Genomic DNA, 20,287 nt, shown 5'->3' with positions numbered 1-20,287 from the left:
GACAAACGTAACCTTAAGAGCTTTGGCCGATAGATCCACTTTCATCAATGAAGAGGTCAACCTTTCACATTTCACAATGCCATTTCGATGGACAAACCACTGGCCTAAGCTAGGCTTTGCCACAAAGCCAGTACGATAGTGATACTGAAGAACCAGTAATAACAAATAAATAGATAATGAGAGTGGAATATTAGAAAGGACAGTCGCCCAAACCAAACCAGATAAAACCATCAGATTTAAGATTTGGGCACTTAGTGAGGAGGTAACGGTGCAATTAACGAACTTTGCTGAGGTTGTGAGCGACAATTTTATCAACCATCGACGCATGACCTAGGTTTTCACTACGACCATGCCCCATTACCCACGTAAATAGATCTGGATCATCACATTCTAGTAGTGAGACAAAATCACGCTGCTCTTGTTCACTCAGAGCATCAAAGCACTCTTCAAAAAACGGCATAATCACCACGTCAAGCTCAAGCATGCCACGACGACAAGCCCATTTAATACGCGCCTTTTCTTCCGCAGTGTACATTCAGTATTCCTTCATAGATGTGTAGTTCTTAGTGCGGAGTGTAACAAGGGATGTGCGACGTCACTAGTGTGCGGGTCACAATATATTGCCAAGTCACTGCAAATCCTGATCGCATTTAGTAAACAAACGTTCAACTGAGTCAAACACCTCAAAATTGAGTGGGTATATTGAGTGCTGACAAATGCCGATTCTGCAATTAACATAGCTGAAAAATATCTTCAAAAGGCATTGTAATCATGGAATGGCAAACTCGCTTTTCACCGCTGAACTTATCGACACAAGACGCACTACCTAAGCTGTCTATCTCGCTTTTGGATAACCTGGGCATGATCACCATGGTCGGTGACGACAAGAAGTCCTACCTACACGGTCAAGTCACTTGCGATGTGGTTTCTCTCGAGAAAGACCAATCAACATTGGGTGCACATTGTGATGCGAAAGGTAAAGTGTGGAGTGTTTTCCGCCTATTCCACCATAACGATGGCTACGCAATGGTTCAGCCGAAATCAGCGATTGAAGTGGAACTGAAAGAAATCAAAAAATACGCGGTATTCTCGAAGGTGACCATCGAAGAATCAAGCGAAGTGGTACTGGGTGTTGCTGGTGAGAATGCAGATGCGTTCATCTCAACACTAAATGCTGATTCCGGCGACGTACTTGCAATTGAAGGCGGCACAGCTGTCAAAGTAGCTTCAAACCGTTGGTTGCTTGCGCTTACAGCAGACGCAGCACAATCTATAGTTGAAAACAGCCAAGCAACACTGACCACAAATGAGCTTTGGACTCGTTTCGATATTGAAGCTGCACTACCATACGTGGCAGCAGACGCTCAAAACGAGCACATTCCGCAAGCACTAAACGTACAAGTGCTCGGTGGTATCAGCTTTACGAAAGGCTGCTACACAGGTCAAGAAACCGTAGCGCGTGCGAAATACCGCGGCACCAACAAACGTGCAATGTATATTGTTAAAGGTGCAACCGCTGAAGCCTTAGGTGAAGGTGCAATTGAATTGGAACGTAGTGTTGGTGAAAACTGGCGTTCAGTAGGCGTGTTAATCACGCATTACCAATTCAGCGACAACCAAGCGATGGGTCTCATTGTATTGCCAAACAACCTAGACGATGACACTCGTCTGCGCTTGGTTGCTCAACCAGAATGTGAATGGGAAATCGCAGCGCTACCGTACAGCCTTGACGATGAGTAATACCATTCATACCCCTTTGATGCAGTTTTTAGCGGACCAGAACATCGAATTCCGCCTTCTTCCTCATCAAAGACCTGCAATGACCATTGAAGATGCCGCGCAACAGCGCGGCATTCGCCCTTCTCAAATGGTCAAAGCAATCCTTTTGCGCGATATGGGGAACCAATACGCACTTGCCTGCGCGCCAGGTGACCGCAGTGTTGATCCAAAGAAAGTACGCGCCCTACTGCAATGTCGTCGTATGACGTGTGTTGATCAAGCGGACGTAGAAGCCATAACAGGATACAAGATTGGCACTGTCACTCCGCTGCTATTGAAGCGCTATATGCCGATCGTATTCGACCCAAGCTTGCTCGAAGAAACAGAGATCACCATCAGTAGTGGTGATCGAATGGCAGGCTTAGCGATGTCCATCGATGATCTAATCCAATTGTGCCAACCAACCATGGCTGATATCTGCCGCTAACATGTAATCAAACGCAGGATTCTCACTCCTGCGTGATCTCACTCATATCTCTCCGATCACACCAAAGAATCTTTAGTCATTTTTAAAACATAAATAGTCACGAGTAAAAAACTCGTATATGCTGAATTCGTTGGTTAAGTTTTCAACAACAACTCAGCCAACGTAAAGTGAATCTGCTGACCAAGTGACAATGTTCATAACGTCAGATATCCACTTTTGTGTAATGCATCTGTGACTATTCGCCCGCCAATGCGGGCTTTTTTTTGAACTTACCTCAGCTTTCTATCTCTAACTCTATAAATAAGAAACGTTTGCTATGTGAGTAGCCTTTTAGTTTGTGCACGCTAATGGCCAATTTAAAACCTTCAGCAAACAATCATTTTCCTTCTATTCTTAATTCTGTAACAAAGCTATTGCTTAATGCTCACACTTGAAGGAGAAAAGAGAACAAGTTGGTTCCGGCGTACATATTTTTTTGGGGTAATCCTCACGTTAAATAAGATATGACACTGTCAAATTGTCGATGACAGCACAAATATCTAAAGCCATCGTTCTAACCTGTACTTAATACCATTGCTGTCACAATAATTTTTGCGTCAGAAAAGTAGAATACTAACGCTAGGTAAGAGATAAGGAAGAGTAAATATGAGACTGTTTAAGCGCTATACACCAGGTATGATTGCTAAACACATAAGTCGTCTTTTTAAGGGAAGAATCTATATTTACGGAGTCGGTAAGTTCGAGTTTGATAACGGAAAATTGATGTTGCCAGAGAAAGCTGAGAGGCGTCACTTTCAGGCAGTAAAAGAGATTAATCAAGAGATTATGAAACTCAGATGCGCCTACGCTTAGCTTAAACATCGATGTAATAAGAAAGGCTGGATAAACCAGCCTTTTTTGTGTCTTCCGTTCGTCACGCAATATACGCTTTTATTGACGCGCTAGTTCCGGCAAATTGCCTTTCAAACCCAATGCACGTTTCATTATTTCATCTTTTGCACCGGGCAACTGTCCTGCTAGGCTCAAACCAATACCACGAACCAGCTTCTTCGCAGGATTCTCTCCGGAGAACAGGTCACGGAAGCCTTGCATTGCCGCTATCATTTTTGCCGCTTCAGCTTTACGCCAGCGTTCATAACCACGTAGGTTACGTTTGGAGCCAATGTCTTGCCCTTGTTTCCACAACGCCAACACTTCTTGTGCTAAGCTAGCTGCATCCAATAAACCAAGGTTTACTCCCTGCCCTGCAAGTGGGTGAATGGTATGCGCTGCATCGCCAACCAACGCCACGCGTTCAACCACAAAGTCACGTGCGTAACGCATCTTAAGTGGGAATGCTGCACGTTCGCCAACCACTTCACACAAACCTAAACGAACATCAAATTCACTAGTTAATGCTTTATTGAACTCTTGTTCGTTCATCGCCAACAGTTGCTCTGCACGATTTGGTTCGGTTGACCAAACAATCGAACACATGTGTGGGTCAGACATCGGAAGGAACGCCAATGGACCATGCGGTGTAAAGATCTGGCGCGCAACGCTGTTGTGCGGATCAGCAGTTTTTACGTTCGCAACAAGTGCGCTATGACCGTAATCCCAATGTGTCAGAGGGATATCCATTTGGTTACGTAGCCAAGAGTTTGCGCCATCCGCACCAACGACCAACTTAGCTGTCATAGCTTGACCATTGTCGAGCGTTAGCCAGCTTTCTTGCTCACCCACCGCAAGTGTTGCACAACGAGCAGGCATAAACAGCGTTATGTTATCCAGCTTTTGTACTTGCTCTAGCAACGCCAACTGAATCACACGGTTTTCAACGATATGACCGAGATCCGGCTGAGCCATGCTTTGCGCATCAAATGCGATATTGGCGAAGCTGTCTTGCTCCCATACTTCCATCGCGTAGTACGGTGACGCTCGACGCTGCTCAATGCCTTGCCATGCACCAAGGTTGCGAAGGATGGTTTCACTTGAACGACTTAACGCCGATACGCGAACATCTGGCAGTTCATTTAAGGTGTCGTTTGGTACTGCGCCTTCGATAACAGCTACACGCAGGTCACTATCCTTAAAAGCGGCAGCCAATGCTAAACCTACCATTCCACCGCCGATGATGGCGATATCTACACTTTGCATCATTGCTTTTTGTTACCTAATTCGTTGCCGTTTATCGTTTCACTAAGCCAAGTGTATGGCGTAGCAGCGGCTGCTTAAAAGTAGAAAGGTTATCCATCGTTGCGAGGGCAAGGTTACGCCCGATTCGCATCGCACGTAAATCATTTGAGAAAATATGCACCAGAGAGCTGGTTAGCCAAATCGTTTCGCTGCGATCGTCTTCACGGCGTTGGCTAAATCGCATTAAGCCTTGATAACAGCCTACATCTTGGCGTTGCTTAACGAGCTCTTCCGCTAGCGAGGCCACATCACGAATACCGAGGTTGAAGCCTTGCCCTGCAATTGGGTGAAGCGTTTGTGCAGCATTGCCGACAATAGCAAAGCGGTGCGAAATGTTTTGCTTACGATGACGCAGAAGAAGTGGGTAGCTCGCGCGTTGTCCAACTTTTTGCATCGCCCCTAACCGCCAACCAAAATCTTTCTGCAGGCGCTCAAGAAATTCAGTATCCGACAAGTTCACCACGGTTTGCGCTTCTTCAGGACGCAAACACCACACTAACGACATACGGTTGTCACTCATCGGCAGTAGTGCGACGGGACCATTCTCGGTAAAACGTTCAAAAGCGCGACCTTGATGAGGCTCTTGCGTCACGATGTTGGCTATCACTGCCACTTGGTCGAAATCATGCTCAGATAGCTCTAAACCGATTTGCTGACAACATTGTGATACTGCGCCATCGGCAGCAACCAGCAACTTCGCTTCCAGCTTCTCACCGCTGCTCAGTTCAATGTGTGCTTTGTCTTGCTCACGCTCGATGTTCGCAACCGAATCAGGGCAAAACAGAGTGATCGCCTCACTCTTATCCAAAAGCTCTTGGTAGACACGGCCAACATCAGCGAGTTCCACTACGTAGCCAAGCACTTCAACGCCAACTTCTTGCTTGGTAATCTCGGTCATGCCCGCATGAGAGCGGTCAGAAACATGAATATGTTCAATTGGGGTAGCACAAGGCTCGATGGCAGACCACAACTGTAAGTGACGCAGAATATTGACCGTGCCGTAAGACAGGGCAATCGAGCGAGAATCAAACCCCGGATGTTCATCCGACTGGGCTTTAAAAGGCTCGACTACTGCTATTTGCAGCGCACCTTTGGATAAACGATCGATTGCTAATGCAAGCGTAGCACCTGCCATAGCACCACCAGCAATTACAACGTCATATTGCCTCATGCTAACCTCTAGAAGCTGTTCGATGATTGGAAACGATGTGTTTAATGAATCGTTGGTTTGTTTTCATTACTTTCTGGACGAGCTCCGAATTCAGCATGAATAGTAAGTACGCACGCTTTTATGTGTTCAATCACTTGTTCTAGCAATTGAGCTTGCTCACCTAGGTCATCATCTTCATCAATGCCTAACTTCGCGATTTCTTCTAGATCAGCCAATGCCTCTTTTACATCATCGGACGCTTTGTTCAAGGCAATTCCAGCCAGACCAAGTCCAGAGATAAAGTGATTAACGAAATCTGATACGCTATCCGCTAAAGCGAATAAGCCCTCTTCACCGACTTCATCAGGAAGCAGCAAAGATAATTCCATTGACGTACCAGTGAGTTCATCTACAGTCACTTTGAATATACTTTGTGCTAACGCAAGTGCGGTTGTCGGCCACCCCATGCCATCATTAGTGTAATCAAACAAAATTGGTTGCCAGGTCTGGTCGTTGATCGCCAATCCACCGCTTAGCATACCAACAAGTAAACCGTGTAATTCTGCCGGCGTTACTGCAAGACTTGCGGAACTTAGCTCAGCAGCGATGGATTGGTATTCAGGGAGGGTGATTTCACTCATAATCTTGGCTCATTCTTCATAATCGTGTTTTGATATATCCTACCATCAAGCATAGTTCGCTGAAACGGCAATCAATTTCAAATTTGACCACCATTTATCCAATTTGCCCATTTCCTGTGTCATCACTTCATCATTTAACAATCTAACGAGGGAAATGCTTGAATCTTAATAGAGGTTTTCCTATAGTTTCCCCCTCGGTAGTTGTAGACAACAATACCTTAGATAGCGTGATAACAGAGTTTATTCATCATGAGCAACCAAGCGGTCGACGTTGAAATTCTTGGCAAAATGACACGAGTGAATTGTCCTGCTGGACAAGAAGAATCGCTCATTGCTGCGGCAAAAGATCTCGATCGTCGATTGAACGAGATGAAAGAACGTACTAAGGTAAGCAATGAAATTCAGCTACTGACTTTTGCTGCATTGAATATTAGCCACGAACTTCAAACTAAATCCTATGAAGCTAATGGCCAGCAGCAAGAAATCACTGAGCGAATGGAAGAGCTCACTGCATCGTTAGACGATGCACTTAGCAAAGTAAAGCAAGGACAGCAGTAATTACCAAATTTACCCTGGGGTGTTCGTCAGCAGGATTTAAGTCCCTGAGCCGATAAGCAATACCAAAGGGTTAGTACTTGATAGCTATTGAGCAAGCTTGGCATGCACCGAGAAGCCTACGGTTATCATTGCTGATCCGCCTTGAACCAGCTGGTTCAAGGGCCACAATCCTCAACGGCACCCTGGGGTATCCTCTCTATGTCAGATCTATCTCGACAAGACTTTCGAAAACTCATCCGCGAAAAACGCAACGCACTGTGCAGTGATACGCAGTTCCAAGCTGGACTTGATCTCCTTAAACAATTCTCACAATTGTCTGAAATACAAAGCGCACAGCACATCGCAATTTATCTTTCTGCTGATGGTGAATTAGATACCAAACCTCTCATTGAATGGCTATGGCAGCAAGGTAAGTCGATTTACCTGCCAGTGATTCATCCTTTTTCCAAAGGTCAGTTACTCTTCCTGCAGTATTTAAATAATGACCAGTTGGTGTACAACAAATACGGAATATTAGAACCTGCACTTGATATTCGCCATATCAAACCAGTTCGCGAACTCGATTTAATCTGCACGCCTTTGGTAGGCTTTGACAGTGTTGGGCACCGCCTAGGAATGGGCGGCGGCTATTACGACCGAACACTTTCGCACTGGTTTAGCACAGGCGAAGGTGCAAAACCTATCGGTATCGCCCACGATTGCCAGCATGTTGAGCGCTTGCCAGTTGAAAGTTGGGACATTCCTTTGCCAAAGATCGTGACACCAAGCCAAATCTGGCAATGGGAAATCTAGCACGTTACCGCTATAATCACGCCGCAAACGTTAAAGAACATCTATGCAGGAGATAGGCATGACTCAAGATGAAATGAAAAAAGCGGCTGGTTGGGCAGCACTTAAATATGTTGAAAAAGGCAGCATTGTCGGTGTTGGTACTGGCTCTACCGTGAATCACTTCATCGATGCCCTAGGTAGCATCAAAGACGATATTAAAGGCGCAGTGTCTAGCTCTGTTGCTTCAACTGAGCGTCTAAAAGAACTTGGTATTGAAGTTTACGAGTGTAACGATGTAGCTAAACTCGATGTCTACGTTGATGGTGCTGATGAAATCAATGCCGCTCGTGACATGATCAAAGGCGGTGGCGCAGCACTAACGCGTGAAAAAATTGTGGCGGCTATCTCAGATAAATTCGTATGTATTGTTGACGGCACAAAAGCAGTTGACGTACTTGGCCAATTCCCACTTCCAGTAGAAGTTATCCCAATGGCACGCTCTTACGTTGCTCGCGAGTTGGTGAAGCTAGGTGGTGATCCTGCATACCGTGAAGGTGTTATCACTGATAACGGCAACGTGATTCTAGACGTGCACAACATGCAAATCACGAACCCGAAAGAGATGGAAGACAAGATCAACGGCATTGCTGGTGTAGTAACGGTTGGTCTATTCGCTCACCGTGGTGCAGATGTGGTTATCACAGGAACACCAGAAGGTGCGAAAATAGAAGAATAAATCATTAGATGATCTGAATTTTCTGTTATTTCATTACAGACGGCGCCCTAGGGCGCCGTTTTTTCTTCCTTTCTCTAAGAAAAGCATGCCTTATTCCGTAATTTTCTTACCCAAAGTAAATTTTTTTTGTTACTTTATTGAACAGAAGACGCACAAGGAAACGTTTGTCTTCCGACAAAACTGTTAATTATCCCCTTTTTAGTAGTTTTGCTTTATGTGCGCCACATTAGCCCACCTTTCCATTTAAGGACGAGAAAAATGGCCAAAGTTTCACTGGAAAAAGAAAAGATTAAGATCCTCTTATTAGAGGGACTCCACCCTTCTTCAGTTGAAGTTCTTCAATCAGCTGGTTATAGCAACATTGAATATCACAAAGGCTCCCTTTCGGAAGAAGAACTGATCGAAGCAGTTAAAGACGTGCATTTTATCGGTATCCGCTCCCGAACCAACCTATCGGAAGAAGTGATCAATGCGGCAAATAAACTGGTTGCGATTGGCTGTTTTTGTATCGGTACTAACCAAGTTGATCTAGGTGCGGCATCAAAACGTGGTATCCCCGTATTTAATGCACCTTTCTCAAATACTCGAAGCGTAGCTGAACTAGTACTTGGGCAAATTTTATTACTTCTGCGTGGTATCCCTGAGAAAAATGCTTTAGCTCACCGTGGCATTTGGAAGAAGAGTGCGGACAGCTCATACGAAGCGCGCGGTAAACGTTTAGGCATCATCGGTTATGGTCACATTGGTACTCAGCTAGGTATCATTGCAGAAAACTTGGGGATGCGTGTCTACTACTATGACATCGAGAATAAGCTGTCATTAGGTAATGCCACACAGGTTCACACAATGAGCGAATTGCTCAACAAGTGTGACGTTATTTCTCTTCATGTTCCTGAGACACCAGAAACCAAGAATATGATGGGTGAAGAAGAGTTTGCTCGCATGAAGCCAGGAGCGATCTTTATCAACGCTGCTCGCGGTACAGTGGTTGATATTCCAGCGCTATGCCATAGCCTAGAGTCAGGCCATGTTTCAGGTGCTGCAATTGATGTATTCCCTGTAGAGCCGAAGACGAATAAAGATGCATTTGAATCGCCACTACAAAAGTTCGACAACGTTATCTTAACACCGCACGTAGGTGGCTCAACGCAAGAAGCACAAGAGAATATCGGTGTCGAAGTTGCGGGTAAACTGGCGAAATACTCTGACAACGGCTCAACGCTATCAAGCGTGAACTTCCCAGAAGTATCATTGCCTGAGCACCGTGAATGTTCACGTCTATTGCACATCCACAAAAACCGCCCAGGTATCTTGACGCAAATTAACACCATCTTCGCAGAAGAAGGCATTAACATCGCAGGCCAGTATCTACAAACAGCGGCAGATATCGGTTATGTAGTTATTGATGTTGAAACTCACCGCTCAGAAGAAGCACTGGTGAAACTAAAGGGCATTGAAGGCACCATTCGAGCTCGTATTCTTCACTAATTGCTGATCAGTAAATACACTAAAGGCAGGGTTACCCTGCCTTTTTTCTAGCCATAGCTACTGATGTCAGTATTATTTCAGCCTGTAAACCACATCCACCTGATCACGAATAACCAAAGTCGAGTCTTGATAGCTATTCGAACTTTGCTTCGCATCCATCGCCATTGATCGCATTAAAATTGGCTGCCCATTCATTTGGTTATATGAAATCTGCCAAACATCGCCCAGTTTCTTTTCAAATCCAACAGCCAATGATGCCGCTTTTTCTTTCGCATCTTTAATTGCTGCCATGCGTGCTTTTTGCTGATACTCAGCCTGGTTGCTCACTTTCAACTGAATATTATCAACTTGGTTGATACCGGACTCTAACGCCATGTCCAAGTACTTATTCAGGTTTGCTAGATCACTGACATTTACATTGATACTGCGTGATGCACGGTAACCAACCAGCTCAGCTTTACCTGATTTAGGGTAATGATATTGCGGCGCCAAATATAGATTCGAACTCGTCACATTGTCTTTTGAAAGGCCTGCATCAGATAACTTTTTCAAGAACTCATCAACCGACTTGTCTACTGACTGCTTTGCTTGCTCAGCCGTCATTGTCGTATCAACGACTTTTACCGAAAAAGTCGCCATATCAGGGGTAGCGACCACTTCACCATACCCAGTGGTAGTTACATGAGCAAACTCTGGTACGTTCGCAAAGACAGATAAACTAGTTAAGCTCAATGCTGAAGCGAGCAGGTAAGACAAAAGTTTCATTATACAAATCCATCCATATTAATATGATTTCATCATAGGTAATTCTGGCGAATATCCAAGCATCATCAATCACTTCTAACACAATCCTGACTCAGTAAATAAGATGTTACTGGGGCAAATTTTGCTGCGCATATGACACAATCGCATTAGAGATCTCCTGTAAAACCCCTGTCTCTAATTGCCAATGGTGCCAATAAATTCGATATGACATTAAAAAGCCTGGGGTAATGTCAATTAACTCCCCCTTCTCCAGCTCATCAGTAATCTGTAAGCGCGGAATCAAACAGTAAGCGACTCCCGCTAACGCCATTTTCAAGAAAGCTTCAGAGCTACTGATATTATGGTGGATCACGCTGTCTGGCCTGACATTGAAATGTTCGGTTAAGAACTTCTTGTGTAAATCATCATATTGGTCGTAAGACACCGCAGGTGCTTTTGCTAAGGTTTGATTGTTTACACCTTCAGAGAAATAGCGTTGATAAAACTCAGGGTTGGCGACACAGACATAATCGATGCGTCCAAGATAATCTGCTCGGCAACCTGGTATTGCTTGAGATTCTAGACTGATCGCCCCAGCTACCTCACCACTTCTAAGTTTTTCAATTGATCGCGATTCACCATAGATAGTTAGCTTCAACTCCACTTGGCGATGTTTCATCACATCCTGTAATGCTGGTAATAACCAAGTAGCAAGACTATCTGCATTGGTAGCAAGAGATAATTGGACAGGACGTGTCGACGTGTCGTTTTTCAGCTCAGGAAGAATTTCATGCTCAAGAAGCCTAACACGACGATAAAGTCCAAGCAGCTTCTTACCAATAGGCGTCGGCTTTGGGGGTTGCTCGCGAACAAGAACCGGCTGAGCAAGATATTTTTCGAGTTGCTTGATACGCTGGGAAATGGCTGATTGTGAAACGAAAAGGTGCTCCGCTGCTCGGTCAAAACTCCCCTGATGTACCACCGCATCTAAAGCTTCTATCCACTTATAGTCCAATCCTCGCACGTGTTTTCCTCCCTAATAAACGCCAAATACACATGATAAGCAAAGCTAATAATATATTAAAATCATTAATTATACTTATTTCAATAAAAGCTTTATCTTCCCTTCCTCTGTTGTTTTATAGCTAATTTTTGAGGTGTGTTGTGAGCTTTTGGGTGTTATTACAAGGATTCGGTTTAGGTGCGACGATGATCATTCCAATCGGTGCGCAGAATGCGTATGTCCTTAACCAAGGTATTAAGCGCCAACATCACCTGACGACCGCCACCATCTGTAGCATCCTAGATATGCTCTTCATTTCGCTCGGCATTTTCGGTGGCGGCGCAATTCTGTCACAAAATGAAATCCTGCTAACATCGGTGACATTAGGTGGCATTGCTTTCTTGAGCGTTTACGGCTTATTGTCATTAAAGAGTGCATTCAAACCTGCTGACGCTTCGGAGTCGAAAGGTGAAGTGGTTGCACGCGGTCGCCGTACCGTGATTCTTGGCGCACTGGCGGTTACCGTTTTAAACCCACACCTCTACTTGGATACTGTAGTGATCTTAGGTTCGATCGGTGGTCAGTTCGAAGGCAACGATCGCATCGCCTTTGCAATAGGCACTATCATGGCATCGTTTGTATGGTTCTACACCTTATCATTAGGTGCAGCGAAACTAGGTCCAACACTCTCAAAACCAAAAGTTAAGAAAGGCATCGATATAGCAGTTGCTACTATGATGTTTACTATTGCTTTTGTACTTGCGAATGAGTTAGTCACCAAATACTGGTAAAGACAAATAGGAAAGAAACACGACATGGAGTCACTGCAAAAAATCTATCAACTCAACCGAGAGCGATTCAACGCGCTCTCTATCCCCTTTCGAGAATGGCAACACGAAGCCATTCTCGACTTCGAAACCGACGTCAAAGTAGCCGCACAACTTGGTTGGACCGGCACTCATACTAAGAGTCTTTTTCTCAAGCTAAAAGGGCAAGGTTATACAGTCTACCTGACCGACAAAGACTCCCGATTAGACTCCAAACAAATCAAAGCCATAACTGGTAAGCGGCCTTCGATTTGTAGTGACGATGAAATGATTGAGCAGCTAGGTTGTGTACCCGGTGCGGTGTGTCCGATAGGGTTGCCGGAGCACGTCATCATCATTGTCGATACGGCACTCTATCAACATGAAGAGCTACTCTATACACCAGGTTTGCCCGAATCGACTTTCGGTTTTGCAGGTAAAGAGCTCAAGCAACTACTCCTTGCTGGCAACAACACCTTGTTGGAAATATAAAAATCCTAGAAATAAAAAAGCGAGGCAAACGCCTCGCTTTTGATGTTCTCAATCGAAGTGATTAAGCTTCTACTTTGTTCAAGTGAACATCCATTTGTGGGAATGGAATTTCGATGCCAGCTGCATCCAACGCTTCTTTGATTGCTAGAGTAGAATCGAAGTAAACGTCCCAGTAGTCAGCTGTTTTACACCATGGGCGAACCACGAAGTTCACTGAAGAATCTGCTAGTGCTAGCACACCAATCGTCATGTCTGGATCTTTCAGGATACGAGGGTCTTTTTCTAGCGTTTCACGAATCACTTGCTTAGTTTGCTTAAGATCCGCTTTGTAAGATACACCAATCACCAAGTCGACGCGGCGAGTCTCATGACGTGAGTAGTTTGTGATTGCACCACCGATAACCGATGAGTTAGGCACAACAACCATCTTGTTGTCAGGTGTTTTTAGTACAGTTTGGAAGATTTGAATTGCTTCAACACTACCAGCCACACCACCAATTTCCACATAGTCACCAGACTTGAATGGACGGAATGCAACAATCAATACGCCCGCTGCAAAGTTAGAAAGTGAACCTTGTAGAGCAAGACCAACTGCAAGACCTGCCGCACCAATTACTGCAACTACAGATGCTGTTTGAACACCTACACGACCAAGTGCCGCGATAAGTACAATAACAAATAGAAGGTAACGAACTAGACCGTGGACAAATTCAACAACCGCTTTGTCCATCTTTTTCTTTTCAAGTACTTTTGAAACACTATTCGCTACTGCTTTAACGATAATGTTACCGATAAATAGAATCAGTAGTGCAGAAATGATGTTCACACCGTACTGAATAAGAAGATCTGAGTTATTGGTTAGCCACGTTTCAGCTTTGCTCAAACCATCTGTTAAAGAGGTATCGATACCCATCGATTCACCTGCCATAATTCGTATCCTCAAAATAAAGATATAAAAATCTAATTGCCGTTAACTTATGAACCTTGTTTTTTATAGGTTCTTATCTACAACAACATCCCTATTGTTTTACTGAACAGTGTCAGATTTTTGGCACAATATCTCAAAACTGAATTTTTTCAAAGTCAGAGTTTCGCAAAGATATGCAAAACAAAGATTTATCAGAAATTTCTGATATTGGCTTGTTACAGAGTACGCAAAGGTTTTACATTTCGCCACACTTTTTGCTTAGTTCTATGCTACTTGGCGTCGAAATAGACCGGGTTTCGAAATTTACGTAAAAACGAAGGGATATGAAGTGAGGTGATCATATAGCAGTTGATTTAGTTATCAATTGCTCAGACATGGAGAATGTCGGAAGTCTCATAGTTTAGACATAAAAAAACCCGCTCTAAGAGCGGGTTTTTAGAAACTCAGCTAAGACGAATTATAGTACGTCTACTGCGTTTAGGTCAGCAAATGCTTTCTCTAGACGAGCTACCATTGAAGCTTGACCAGCACGTAGCCATACGCGTGGATCGTAGTACTTCTTGTTTGGTGCGTCTTCGCCAGTTGGGTTGCCGATTTGACCTTGTAGGTAATCGCGGTTTTCCGCTTCGTATGCACGGATACCATCCCATGTAGCCCACTGTGTATCAGTATCGATGTTCATTTTGATAACACCGTAGCCGATAGACTCTTGGATTTCTGCTTCAGTAGAACCAGAACCACCGTGGAATACGAAGTTTAGAGCGTTAGGTGCAATACCAAACTTCTCTGCACAGTATGCTTGAGAGTCACGTAGGATAGTTGGAGTTAGAACAACGTTACCTGGCTTGTAAACACCGTGTACGTTACCGAAAGAAGCAGCGATAGTGAAGCGGTGTGAAACAGCGCTTAGTTTCTCGTATGCGTATGCAACGTCTTCTGGAGAAGTGTAAAGCTCAGAAGCGTCCATATCAGAGTTATCAACGCCGTCTTCTTCACCACCAGTACAACCAAGTTCGATCTCGATTGTCATGTTCATTTTAGCCATGCGCTCTAGGTACTTAGCACATGTTTCGATGTTCTCTTCTAGAGACTCTTCAGAAAGGTCTAGCATGTGAGAAGAGAATAGAGGCTTACCAGTTTGAGCGAAGAATTCTTCACCAGCGTCTAGTAGACCGTCGATCCATGGTAGAAGTTTCTTAGCAGCGTGGTCAGTGTGTAGGATTACTGGCACACCGTAAGCTTCTGCTACAGCGTGAACGTATTTAGCACCAGCTACAGCACCAAGGATTTGAGCACCTTGACCTTCAAGTTTAACGCCTTTACCAGCGAAGAAAGCAGCACCGCCGTTAGAGAACTGAACAACTACAGGAGCTTTAACTTTTGCAGCCGCTTCTAGTACAGCGTTTACAGAATCAGTACCAACAACGTTTACTGCTGGAAGTGCAAAGTTGTTCTCTTTTGCTACTTCAAATACTTTCTGAACGTCATCGCCAGAGATAACACCTGGTTTTACGAAGTCGAAGATCTTAGACATGGATGTAATCCTATTTATCTGTCGTTTTTTAAACAAAACTTGTTAAATTGAAAAATCTTGCAAACGTTTGCTCACAACTGAGGCTATTCTAGCAGAGTTCCACTCTCGTTGCAGCAAACAAGAAAGCGGGAGATGACTCCCCCGCTTTGCGATTATTACTTAGCGCGTGCTTCTAGCATTTCAACTGCTGGAAGTACTTTACCTTCTACGAACTCAAGGAAAGCACCGCCGCCAGTAGAGATGTAAGATACGTCAGCTTTGATACCGAACTTGTCGATAGCTGCTAGCGTGTCACCACCACCTGCAACAGAGAAGCCTTCAGAAGCTGCGATAGCTTCAGAGATACCTTTAGTACCAGCTTCGAAGTTCTTGAATTCGAATACGCCTACTGGACCGTTCCAAAGGATAGTCTTAGCGTTCTTAAGGATTTCTGCTAGTTCAGCAGTTGAATCTGGACCAAGGTCGAAGATCATATCGTCGTCTTGTACTTCAGAAACGTGCTTGATTTCAGCTTCTGCGTTCTCGTCGAATGCTTTCGCACATGCAACGTCAGTTGCTACTGGAATTGCACACTCGTCCATTAGCTTCTTAGCTGTTTCAACTAGGTCTGCTTCGTATAGAGACTTACCAACGTTGTGACCAGCAGCTGCGATGAATGTGTTAGCAATACCACCACCAACAACTAGTTGGTCAGCGATTTTAGATAGAGACTCAAGAACAGTTAGCTTAGTAGAAACTTTTGAACCACCTACGATAGCAACCATCGGACGAGCTGGCTTGTCCATTGCTTTGCCTAGTGCTTCTAGTTCGTTCGCTAGTAGAGGACCAGCACATGCTACATCTGCGTGCATACCAACACCGTGAGTAGATGCTTGTGCACGGTGAGCCGTACCGAACGCGTCCATTACGAAGATGTCACATAGAGAAGCGTATTGCTTAGATAGTTCTTCTTCGTTTTTCTTCTCGCCTTTGTTGAAGCGAACGTTTTCAAGAACAACTAGTTCACCAGCGTTTAGCTCTAGACCGTTTAGGTAGTCTTTCGCAAGTTTAACTTCGCAATCTAGTGCGTCGTTTAGGTAGTTAACTACAGGTTGTAGAGAGAACTCTTCAGCGTATTCACCTTCAGTTGGGCGACCTAGGTGAGAAGTAACCATTACTTTAGCGCCTGCTTCTAGACAGTGCTTGATAGTTGGAAGAGATGCGATGATACGTGCATCAGAAGTTACTTTACCGTCTTTTACTGGCACGTTTAGGTCAGCACGGATAAATACACGTTTACCTGCAAGATCCAGGTCAGTCATCTTGATTACAGACATGATGTGTCCTCTCAAATATTAAATAATTAAAGTTTTTAAAAACCCGGCAATCCTGCCAAGCCCGTTAATTCTTCAAACTGGTTATTGATATGGAGATACGTCAAATTTATTTCAAGGTCTAAAATAAAAATTTTCTCCATCGCTACTTCACTCTTATTGCTCCACTTGTGAAGAAGCTTGCATTGCTAAGGCGGTATCCAGCATCCGGTTAGCAAAGCCCCATTCGTTATCGCACCAAACGAGCATTTTTACGAGTTGCCCATTACTCACTCTGGTCTGAGTTCCATCCACAATTGCACTATGGGGATCGTGGTTAAAGTCGATAGAAACGAGTGGCGATTCAGTATAGTCAACAATGTTACGTAATGTACACTGAGATGCGTTAACAATGGTTTGATTTACGTCATTAACTTTCACATTTGTACTAATTGTGACACTTAAATCCATCGCAGTGACGTTTACAGTTGGTACTCGAACCGAAATTGCTTCAAATTTGTTGGAAAATTTCGGGAAGATTCTTTCAATCCCCTTATGCAACTTGGTATCAACTGGAATGATGGATTGACTGGCCGCGCGTGTGCGACGCAAATCATTATGGTAAGCATCGATAACTTGCTGATCGTTCATTGAAGAATGAATGGTTGTGATGGTGCCAGACTCAATGCCGAAGGCTTCATCCAAGACTTTGATAATTGGAACGATGCAGTTGGTGGTACATGAACCATTGGACACCACGCGGTGTTCGTCTTTCAGAGTTTCGTGGTTCACACCGTAGATAATGGTGTTATCGAGATCGCTCGCACCAGGGTGTGAAAACAGTACTTTTTGAGCGCCAGCTTCAATGTGGGCTTGGCCATCTGCTTGTGAGCCGAAGACACCAGTACAGTCGAGAACAATATCAACTTCGAGGTCACGCCATGGTAATAATTCAATCTCAGCAAGGTGAAGGATACGGATGGGGTCAAACTCGCCACTGTCATGGTGAACAAAGAGGTGCTGTTGATCATGAGAGATTTTCTTTCCAAAGCGGCCATGGCTGGTGTCATATTGAAGAAGATGAGCCATCGCTTCTGGTTGTGCCAGCTCATTTACCGCCACAACCTTAATCTGTTGGTGCTTACCACTCTCATATACTGCTCGCAGTACATTACGACCGATACGCCCAAATCCATTGATCGCAACCTTTAGCATTTATCCTTCGCCTCACTAAAAATTCGTGGCACAGATAGTACCTGATACGCAGACTGAACGCATTAAGTAAGTGATCTCACTCGCGGTAAACTATCTTTTCACTTCACGAAACATTCACTGCACTAATATATTAATTTCTGACACCGCATGTTTCGCTTGGCACTTTAACTCCTTGTTTGACCACCAAAAGGAAACGCGTATGTCAGGTTTTCCCGCTGCTCACTTTTGCAAGCGATGCAATAGAGAAACACCACACTCAGAGGTGCTGGTCCGTAAACCAAGCAGTTACGATACGGATAAATCGATTCTTGGAACCTTAAAACTTTGGGCTCATACCCTGATAAACGGCGGTCACTATTACGATATGGATCGTTATGTCACTTGTAAGGAATGTGGACACAAAGAGAAGGATAACTGGGGAAATGAATTTGAATAGGCACAAAAAAACCGAGCACTAACGCTCGGTTTTTCATTTCTAGCGCTAAATTACGCTAATAGTTCTTTTGCTGTATTCACTACGTTTTCTACAGTGAAACCAAACATTTCGAACAGTTGGTCAGCTGGCGCAGATTCACCGAATGTTGTCATACCGATGATACGACCGTCGAAGCCAACGTACTTGTACCAGAAGTCTGCAATGCCCGCTTCTACAGCGATACGTGCTGTTACGTCTGATGGCAGTACTGATTCACGGTAAGCCGCGTCTTGTTTGTCGAATGCATCTGTTGATGGCATTGAAACAACACGTACTTTCTTACCTTCAGCGGTTAGTTGTTCTGCTGCTTTCACAGCTAGCTCAACTTCTGAACCAGTCGCGATTAGGATCAGCTCAGGCTTACCATCGCTGTCTTTCAGGATGTAACCACCTTTTGCGATATCTGCAACTTGCTCAGCAGTACGCTCTTGTTGTGCTAGGTTTTGACGAGAGAAGATAAGTGCTGATGGACCATCTTTACGTTCAATTGCTAGTTTCCAAGCTACCGCAGACTCAACTTGGTCACATGGACGCCATGTGCTCATGTTTGGAGTCAGACGTAGAGACGCGATTTGCTCAACTGGTTGGTGAGTTGGACCATCTTCGCCAAGACCGATAGAGTCGTGCGTGTAAACTTGGATGTTCTGAACTTTCATCAGAGCAGCCATACGCATAGCGTTACGTGCGTATTCCATGAACATTAGGAATGTTGCGCCGTAAGGAACGAAACCACCGTGTAGTGCGATACCGTTCATGATCGCTGTCATACCGAATTCACGTACACCGTAGTGGATGTAGTTACCAGAGAAGTCGTTCGCTTCTAGAGACTTAGAGCCAGACCACATAGTCAGGTTAGAAGGCGCTAGGTCAGCTGAGCCGCCCATGAACTCTGGAAGCATTTGACCAAACGCTTCTAGTGCGTTTTGAGATGCTTTACGTGATGCGATGTTCGCTGGGTTTGCTTGAAGGTCAGCAATGATTTGGTTTGCTTTCTCTTCCCATTCTGCAGGAAGTTCGCCGTTTAGACGACGCTTAAGCTCTGCTGCTTCAGCTGGGTAAGCCGCTGCGTATGCTTCAAACTTTGCGTTCCAAGCAGCTTCTTTCTCAGAACCTGCCGCTTTAGCATCCCACTCAGCGTATACGTCTGCAGGGATTTCAAATGCTGGGTGTTCCCAACCTAGGAATTCACGCGCTGCTGCGATTTCTTCAGCACCTAGTGGTGCACCGTGACAATCGTGTGAACCAGATTTGTTTGGTGAACCAAAACCGATGATAGTTTTAGTACAGATAAGTGTTGGACGAGGATCTGCTTTCGCAGCGATGATTGCTGCGTTGATCGCTTCAGAGTCGTGACCATCTACAGCAGGGATTACGTGCCAGCCGTAAGATTCAAAACGCTTAGGTGTATCGTCAGAGAACCAACCTTCAACGTGACCATCGATAGAGATGCCGTTGTCATCCCAGAATGCAATCAGTTTACCAAGGCCTAGTGTACCAGCAAGAGAACATGCCTCGTGCGAGATACCTTCCATCAGACAGCCGTCGCCCATAAACACGTAAGTGAAGTGGTCAACGATGTCGTGGCCTTCTTTATTGAACTGAGCTGCTAGCGCTTTCTCAGCCATAGCCATACCAACAGCGTTAGTAATGCCTTGACCTAGAGGACCTGTTGTTGTCTCGATACCAGGTGCGTAGCCGTACTCTGGGTGACCAGGAGTCTTAGAGTGAAGCTGGCGGAAGTTCTTAAGATCGTCGATAGACAGCTCGTAACCGCTCAGGTGCAGTAGAGAGTAAATCAGCATAGAGCCGTGACCGTTAGACAGTACGAAACGGTCGCGGTCAGCCCACTCTGGGTTAGCTGGGTTGTGGTTTAGGTGAGAACGCCAAAGAACTTCAGCGATATCAGCCATACCCATAGGTGCGCCTGGGTGGCCAGAGTTAGCTTGTTGAACACCATCCATGCTAAGAGCGCGGATTGCATTTGCCAGATGTTTACGAGAAGACATGTCTGCTCCTGAGTGCATTAAGCGAATTGATAAAGGAATGTGGGCACTTTCATCTAGCGAGCTGAGT

21 protein-coding genes and 1 other RNA gene are annotated in these 20,287 nt (G+C 44.8%); 11 read left to right on the top strand and 11 right to left on the bottom strand.

From position 1 onward, the window contains the following. Window positions 1-274: 274 nt before the first annotated feature. Entirely contained in the window at window positions 275-535 is a 261-nt protein-coding gene (locus BSZ04_RS10665) for an FAD assembly factor SdhE (protein WP_010450292.1), read from the bottom strand. Window positions 536-771: 236 nt separating this feature from the next. Here BSZ04_RS10665 and ygfZ point away from each other — a divergent pair, with 236 nt between their 5' ends. The 3 genes from ygfZ to BSZ04_RS10650 all read left to right on the top strand — a co-directional run bounded on the left by ygfZ (window position 772) and on the right by BSZ04_RS10650 (window position 3,058). Beyond that, window positions 772-1,740 carry a tRNA-modifying protein YgfZ gene (gene ygfZ, locus BSZ04_RS10660; protein ID WP_088880371.1) on the top strand — a complete coding sequence of 323 codons (969 nt, stop codon included), beginning with the start codon at window positions 772-774 and terminating at the stop codon, window positions 1,738-1,740. Continuing rightward, a complete protein-coding gene (locus BSZ04_RS10655) occupies window positions 1,733-2,206 on the top strand; it encodes an aminoacyl-tRNA deacylase (protein WP_045392034.1) in 474 nt (157 codons plus the stop codon). The genes ygfZ and BSZ04_RS10655 overlap by 8 nt, the downstream gene beginning before the upstream one ends. Before the next feature lie 645 nt (window positions 2,207-2,851). Further along, the gene (locus tag BSZ04_RS10650) at window positions 2,852-3,058 is read left to right on the top strand and encodes a DUF1107 domain-containing protein (RefSeq protein ID WP_038881174.1); all 207 of its coding nucleotides are present in this window, start codon (window positions 2,852-2,854) and stop codon (window positions 3,056-3,058) included. 78 nt (window positions 3,059-3,136) lie between these two features. Here BSZ04_RS10650 and BSZ04_RS10645 read toward each other — a convergent pair whose 3' ends face one another. The 3 genes from BSZ04_RS10645 to BSZ04_RS10635 are packed head-to-tail and all read right to left on the bottom strand — an operon-like array spanning window position 3,137 to window position 6,172. Then, entirely contained in the window at window positions 3,137-4,345 is a 1,209-nt protein-coding gene (locus tag BSZ04_RS10645) for an FAD-dependent 2-octaprenylphenol hydroxylase (RefSeq protein WP_088880369.1), read from the bottom strand. Between the two features lie 28 nt (window positions 4,346-4,373). After that, the gene (ubiH, locus tag BSZ04_RS10640) at window positions 4,374-5,552 is read right to left on the bottom strand and encodes a 2-octaprenyl-6-methoxyphenyl hydroxylase (RefSeq protein WP_088880368.1); all 1,179 of its coding nucleotides are present in this window, start codon (window positions 5,550-5,552) and stop codon (window positions 4,374-4,376) included. Window positions 5,553-5,593: 41 nt separating this feature from the next. After that, window positions 5,594-6,172: a YecA/YgfB family protein gene (locus BSZ04_RS10635; RefSeq protein ID WP_010450305.1), complete on the bottom strand. Its 579-nt coding sequence runs from the start codon at window positions 6,170-6,172 to the stop codon at window positions 5,594-5,596. Window positions 6,173-6,421: 249 nt separating this feature from the next. On the opposite strand from BSZ04_RS10635, the gene BSZ04_RS10630 reads away from it, so the two are divergent. From BSZ04_RS10630 to serA, 5 genes are all read left to right on the top strand, one after another. After that, window positions 6,422-6,730 (top strand): cell division protein ZapA, encoded by a 309-nt coding sequence (locus BSZ04_RS10630; RefSeq protein ID WP_010450307.1) that lies wholly within the window; start codon window positions 6,422-6,424, stop codon window positions 6,728-6,730. A gap of 8 nt (window positions 6,731-6,738) precedes the next feature. Then, window positions 6,739-6,923, top strand: a non-coding RNA gene (gene ssrS, locus BSZ04_RS10625) — 6S RNA. A 5-nt stretch (window positions 6,924-6,928) separates the two neighbouring features. Beyond that, window positions 6,929-7,522 carry a 5-formyltetrahydrofolate cyclo-ligase gene (locus BSZ04_RS10620; protein ID WP_010450309.1) on the top strand — a complete coding sequence of 198 codons (594 nt, stop codon included), beginning with the start codon at window positions 6,929-6,931 and terminating at the stop codon, window positions 7,520-7,522. Between the two features lie 58 nt (window positions 7,523-7,580). Further along, window positions 7,581-8,237, top strand: a complete 657-nt coding sequence (gene rpiA / locus BSZ04_RS10615) for a ribose-5-phosphate isomerase RpiA (protein ID WP_010450312.1) — start codon at window positions 7,581-7,583, stop codon at window positions 8,235-8,237. A 258-nt stretch (window positions 8,238-8,495) separates the two neighbouring features. Beyond that, window positions 8,496-9,725, top strand: a complete 1,230-nt coding sequence (serA, locus tag BSZ04_RS10610; RefSeq protein WP_010450314.1) for a phosphoglycerate dehydrogenase — start codon at window positions 8,496-8,498, stop codon at window positions 9,723-9,725. A 72-nt stretch (window positions 9,726-9,797) separates the two neighbouring features. Here serA and BSZ04_RS10605 read toward each other — a convergent pair whose 3' ends face one another. Further along, a complete protein-coding gene (locus tag BSZ04_RS10605) occupies window positions 9,798-10,490 on the bottom strand; it encodes an oxidative stress defense protein (RefSeq protein WP_071235282.1) in 693 nt (230 codons plus the stop codon). Between the two features lie 106 nt (window positions 10,491-10,596). After that, window positions 10,597-11,493, bottom strand: a complete 897-nt coding sequence (locus tag BSZ04_RS10600) for a LysR family transcriptional regulator ArgP (RefSeq protein ID WP_038885699.1) — start codon at window positions 11,491-11,493, stop codon at window positions 10,597-10,599. A 140-nt stretch (window positions 11,494-11,633) separates the two neighbouring features. Between BSZ04_RS10600 and BSZ04_RS10595 the strand changes: the two genes are divergently transcribed. Next, window positions 11,634-12,263, top strand: a complete 630-nt coding sequence (locus BSZ04_RS10595; protein ID WP_038885697.1) for a LysE/ArgO family amino acid transporter — start codon at window positions 11,634-11,636, stop codon at window positions 12,261-12,263. A gap of 24 nt (window positions 12,264-12,287) precedes the next feature. After that, window positions 12,288-12,770 carry a YbaK/EbsC family protein gene (locus tag BSZ04_RS10590; protein WP_088880367.1) on the top strand — a complete coding sequence of 161 codons (483 nt, stop codon included), beginning with the start codon at window positions 12,288-12,290 and terminating at the stop codon, window positions 12,768-12,770. A gap of 61 nt (window positions 12,771-12,831) precedes the next feature. Here the strand turns inward: BSZ04_RS10590 and mscS are convergent, their stop codons facing one another. The 4 genes from mscS to epd all read right to left on the bottom strand — a co-directional run bounded on the left by mscS (window position 12,832) and on the right by epd (window position 17,739). Continuing rightward, window positions 12,832-13,698 carry a small-conductance mechanosensitive channel MscS gene (mscS, locus tag BSZ04_RS10585; protein ID WP_010450324.1) on the bottom strand — a complete coding sequence of 289 codons (867 nt, stop codon included), beginning with the start codon at window positions 13,696-13,698 and terminating at the stop codon, window positions 12,832-12,834. A gap of 457 nt (window positions 13,699-14,155) precedes the next feature. Next, window positions 14,156-15,232 carry a class II fructose-bisphosphate aldolase gene (fbaA, locus tag BSZ04_RS10580; protein WP_010450326.1) on the bottom strand — a complete coding sequence of 359 codons (1,077 nt, stop codon included), beginning with the start codon at window positions 15,230-15,232 and terminating at the stop codon, window positions 14,156-14,158. A 155-nt stretch (window positions 15,233-15,387) separates the two neighbouring features. After that, window positions 15,388-16,548 (bottom strand): phosphoglycerate kinase, encoded by a 1,161-nt coding sequence (locus BSZ04_RS10575; RefSeq protein WP_005436484.1) that lies wholly within the window; start codon window positions 16,546-16,548, stop codon window positions 15,388-15,390. 153 nt (window positions 16,549-16,701) lie between these two features. After that, window positions 16,702-17,739: an erythrose-4-phosphate dehydrogenase gene (gene epd, locus BSZ04_RS10570; protein ID WP_038886328.1), complete on the bottom strand. Its 1,038-nt coding sequence runs from the start codon at window positions 17,737-17,739 to the stop codon at window positions 16,702-16,704. 199 nt (window positions 17,740-17,938) lie between these two features. On the opposite strand from epd, the gene BSZ04_RS10565 reads away from it, so the two are divergent. Further along, on the top strand, window positions 17,939-18,175 hold the full coding sequence (locus tag BSZ04_RS10565) for a hypothetical protein (RefSeq protein ID WP_010450330.1): 237 nt from the start codon (window positions 17,939-17,941) through the stop codon (window positions 18,173-18,175). Window positions 18,176-18,225: 50 nt separating this feature from the next. Here the strand turns inward: BSZ04_RS10565 and tkt are convergent, their stop codons facing one another. Continuing rightward, entirely contained in the window at window positions 18,226-20,220 is a 1,995-nt protein-coding gene (gene tkt / locus BSZ04_RS10560; protein WP_088880366.1) for a transketolase, read from the bottom strand. Between the last annotated feature and the right edge of the window lie 67 nt (window positions 20,221-20,287).

This window comes from Vibrio rotiferianus, assembly GCF_002214395.1.
In the GTDB taxonomy this organism is placed as follows: Bacteria; Pseudomonadota; Gammaproteobacteria; order Enterobacterales; family Vibrionaceae; genus Vibrio; species Vibrio rotiferianus.
The sequence above is the reverse complement of the archived record's forward strand: the minus strand, read 5'-3'. Positions and strand labels throughout refer to the sequence as shown.

Coding starts and splice junctions, on each gene's coding strand:
- BSZ04_RS10665 (WP_010450292.1), bottom strand. CDS start 535: ATGTACACTGCGGAAGAAAAGGCGCGTATTAAATGGGCTTGTCGTCGT.
- ygfZ (WP_088880371.1), top strand. CDS start 772: ATGGAATGGCAAACTCGCTTTTCACCGCTGAACTTATCGACACAAGAC.
- BSZ04_RS10655 (WP_045392034.1), top strand. CDS start 1,733: ATGAGTAATACCATTCATACCCCTTTGATGCAGTTTTTAGCGGACCAG.
- BSZ04_RS10650 (WP_038881174.1), top strand. CDS start 2,852: ATGAGACTGTTTAAGCGCTATACACCAGGTATGATTGCTAAACACATA.
- BSZ04_RS10645 (WP_088880369.1), bottom strand. CDS start 4,345: ATGATGCAAAGTGTAGATATCGCCATCATCGGCGGTGGAATGGTAGGT.
- ubiH (WP_088880368.1), bottom strand. CDS start 5,552: ATGAGGCAATATGACGTTGTAATTGCTGGTGGTGCTATGGCAGGTGCT.
- BSZ04_RS10635 (WP_010450305.1), bottom strand. CDS start 6,172: ATGAGTGAAATCACCCTCCCTGAATACCAATCCATCGCTGCTGAGCTA.
- BSZ04_RS10630 (WP_010450307.1), top strand. CDS start 6,422: ATGAGCAACCAAGCGGTCGACGTTGAAATTCTTGGCAAAATGACACGA.
- BSZ04_RS10620 (WP_010450309.1), top strand. CDS start 6,929: ATGTCAGATCTATCTCGACAAGACTTTCGAAAACTCATCCGCGAAAAA.
- rpiA (WP_010450312.1), top strand. CDS start 7,581: ATGACTCAAGATGAAATGAAAAAAGCGGCTGGTTGGGCAGCACTTAAA.
- serA (WP_010450314.1), top strand. CDS start 8,496: ATGGCCAAAGTTTCACTGGAAAAAGAAAAGATTAAGATCCTCTTATTA.
- BSZ04_RS10605 (WP_071235282.1), bottom strand. CDS start 10,490: ATGAAACTTTTGTCTTACCTGCTCGCTTCAGCATTGAGCTTAACTAGT.
- BSZ04_RS10590 (WP_088880367.1), top strand. CDS start 12,288: ATGGAGTCACTGCAAAAAATCTATCAACTCAACCGAGAGCGATTCAAC.
- mscS (WP_010450324.1), bottom strand. CDS start 13,698: ATGGCAGGTGAATCGATGGGTATCGATACCTCTTTAACAGATGGTTTG.
- fbaA (WP_010450326.1), bottom strand. CDS start 15,232: ATGTCTAAGATCTTCGACTTCGTAAAACCAGGTGTTATCTCTGGCGAT.
- BSZ04_RS10575 (WP_005436484.1), bottom strand. CDS start 16,548: ATGTCTGTAATCAAGATGACTGACCTGGATCTTGCAGGTAAACGTGTA.
- epd (WP_038886328.1), bottom strand. CDS start 17,739: ATGCTAAAGGTTGCGATCAATGGATTTGGGCGTATCGGTCGTAATGTA.
- BSZ04_RS10565 (WP_010450330.1), top strand. CDS start 17,939: ATGTCAGGTTTTCCCGCTGCTCACTTTTGCAAGCGATGCAATAGAGAA.
- tkt (WP_088880366.1), bottom strand. CDS start 20,220: ATGTCTTCTCGTAAACATCTGGCAAATGCAATCCGCGCTCTTAGCATG.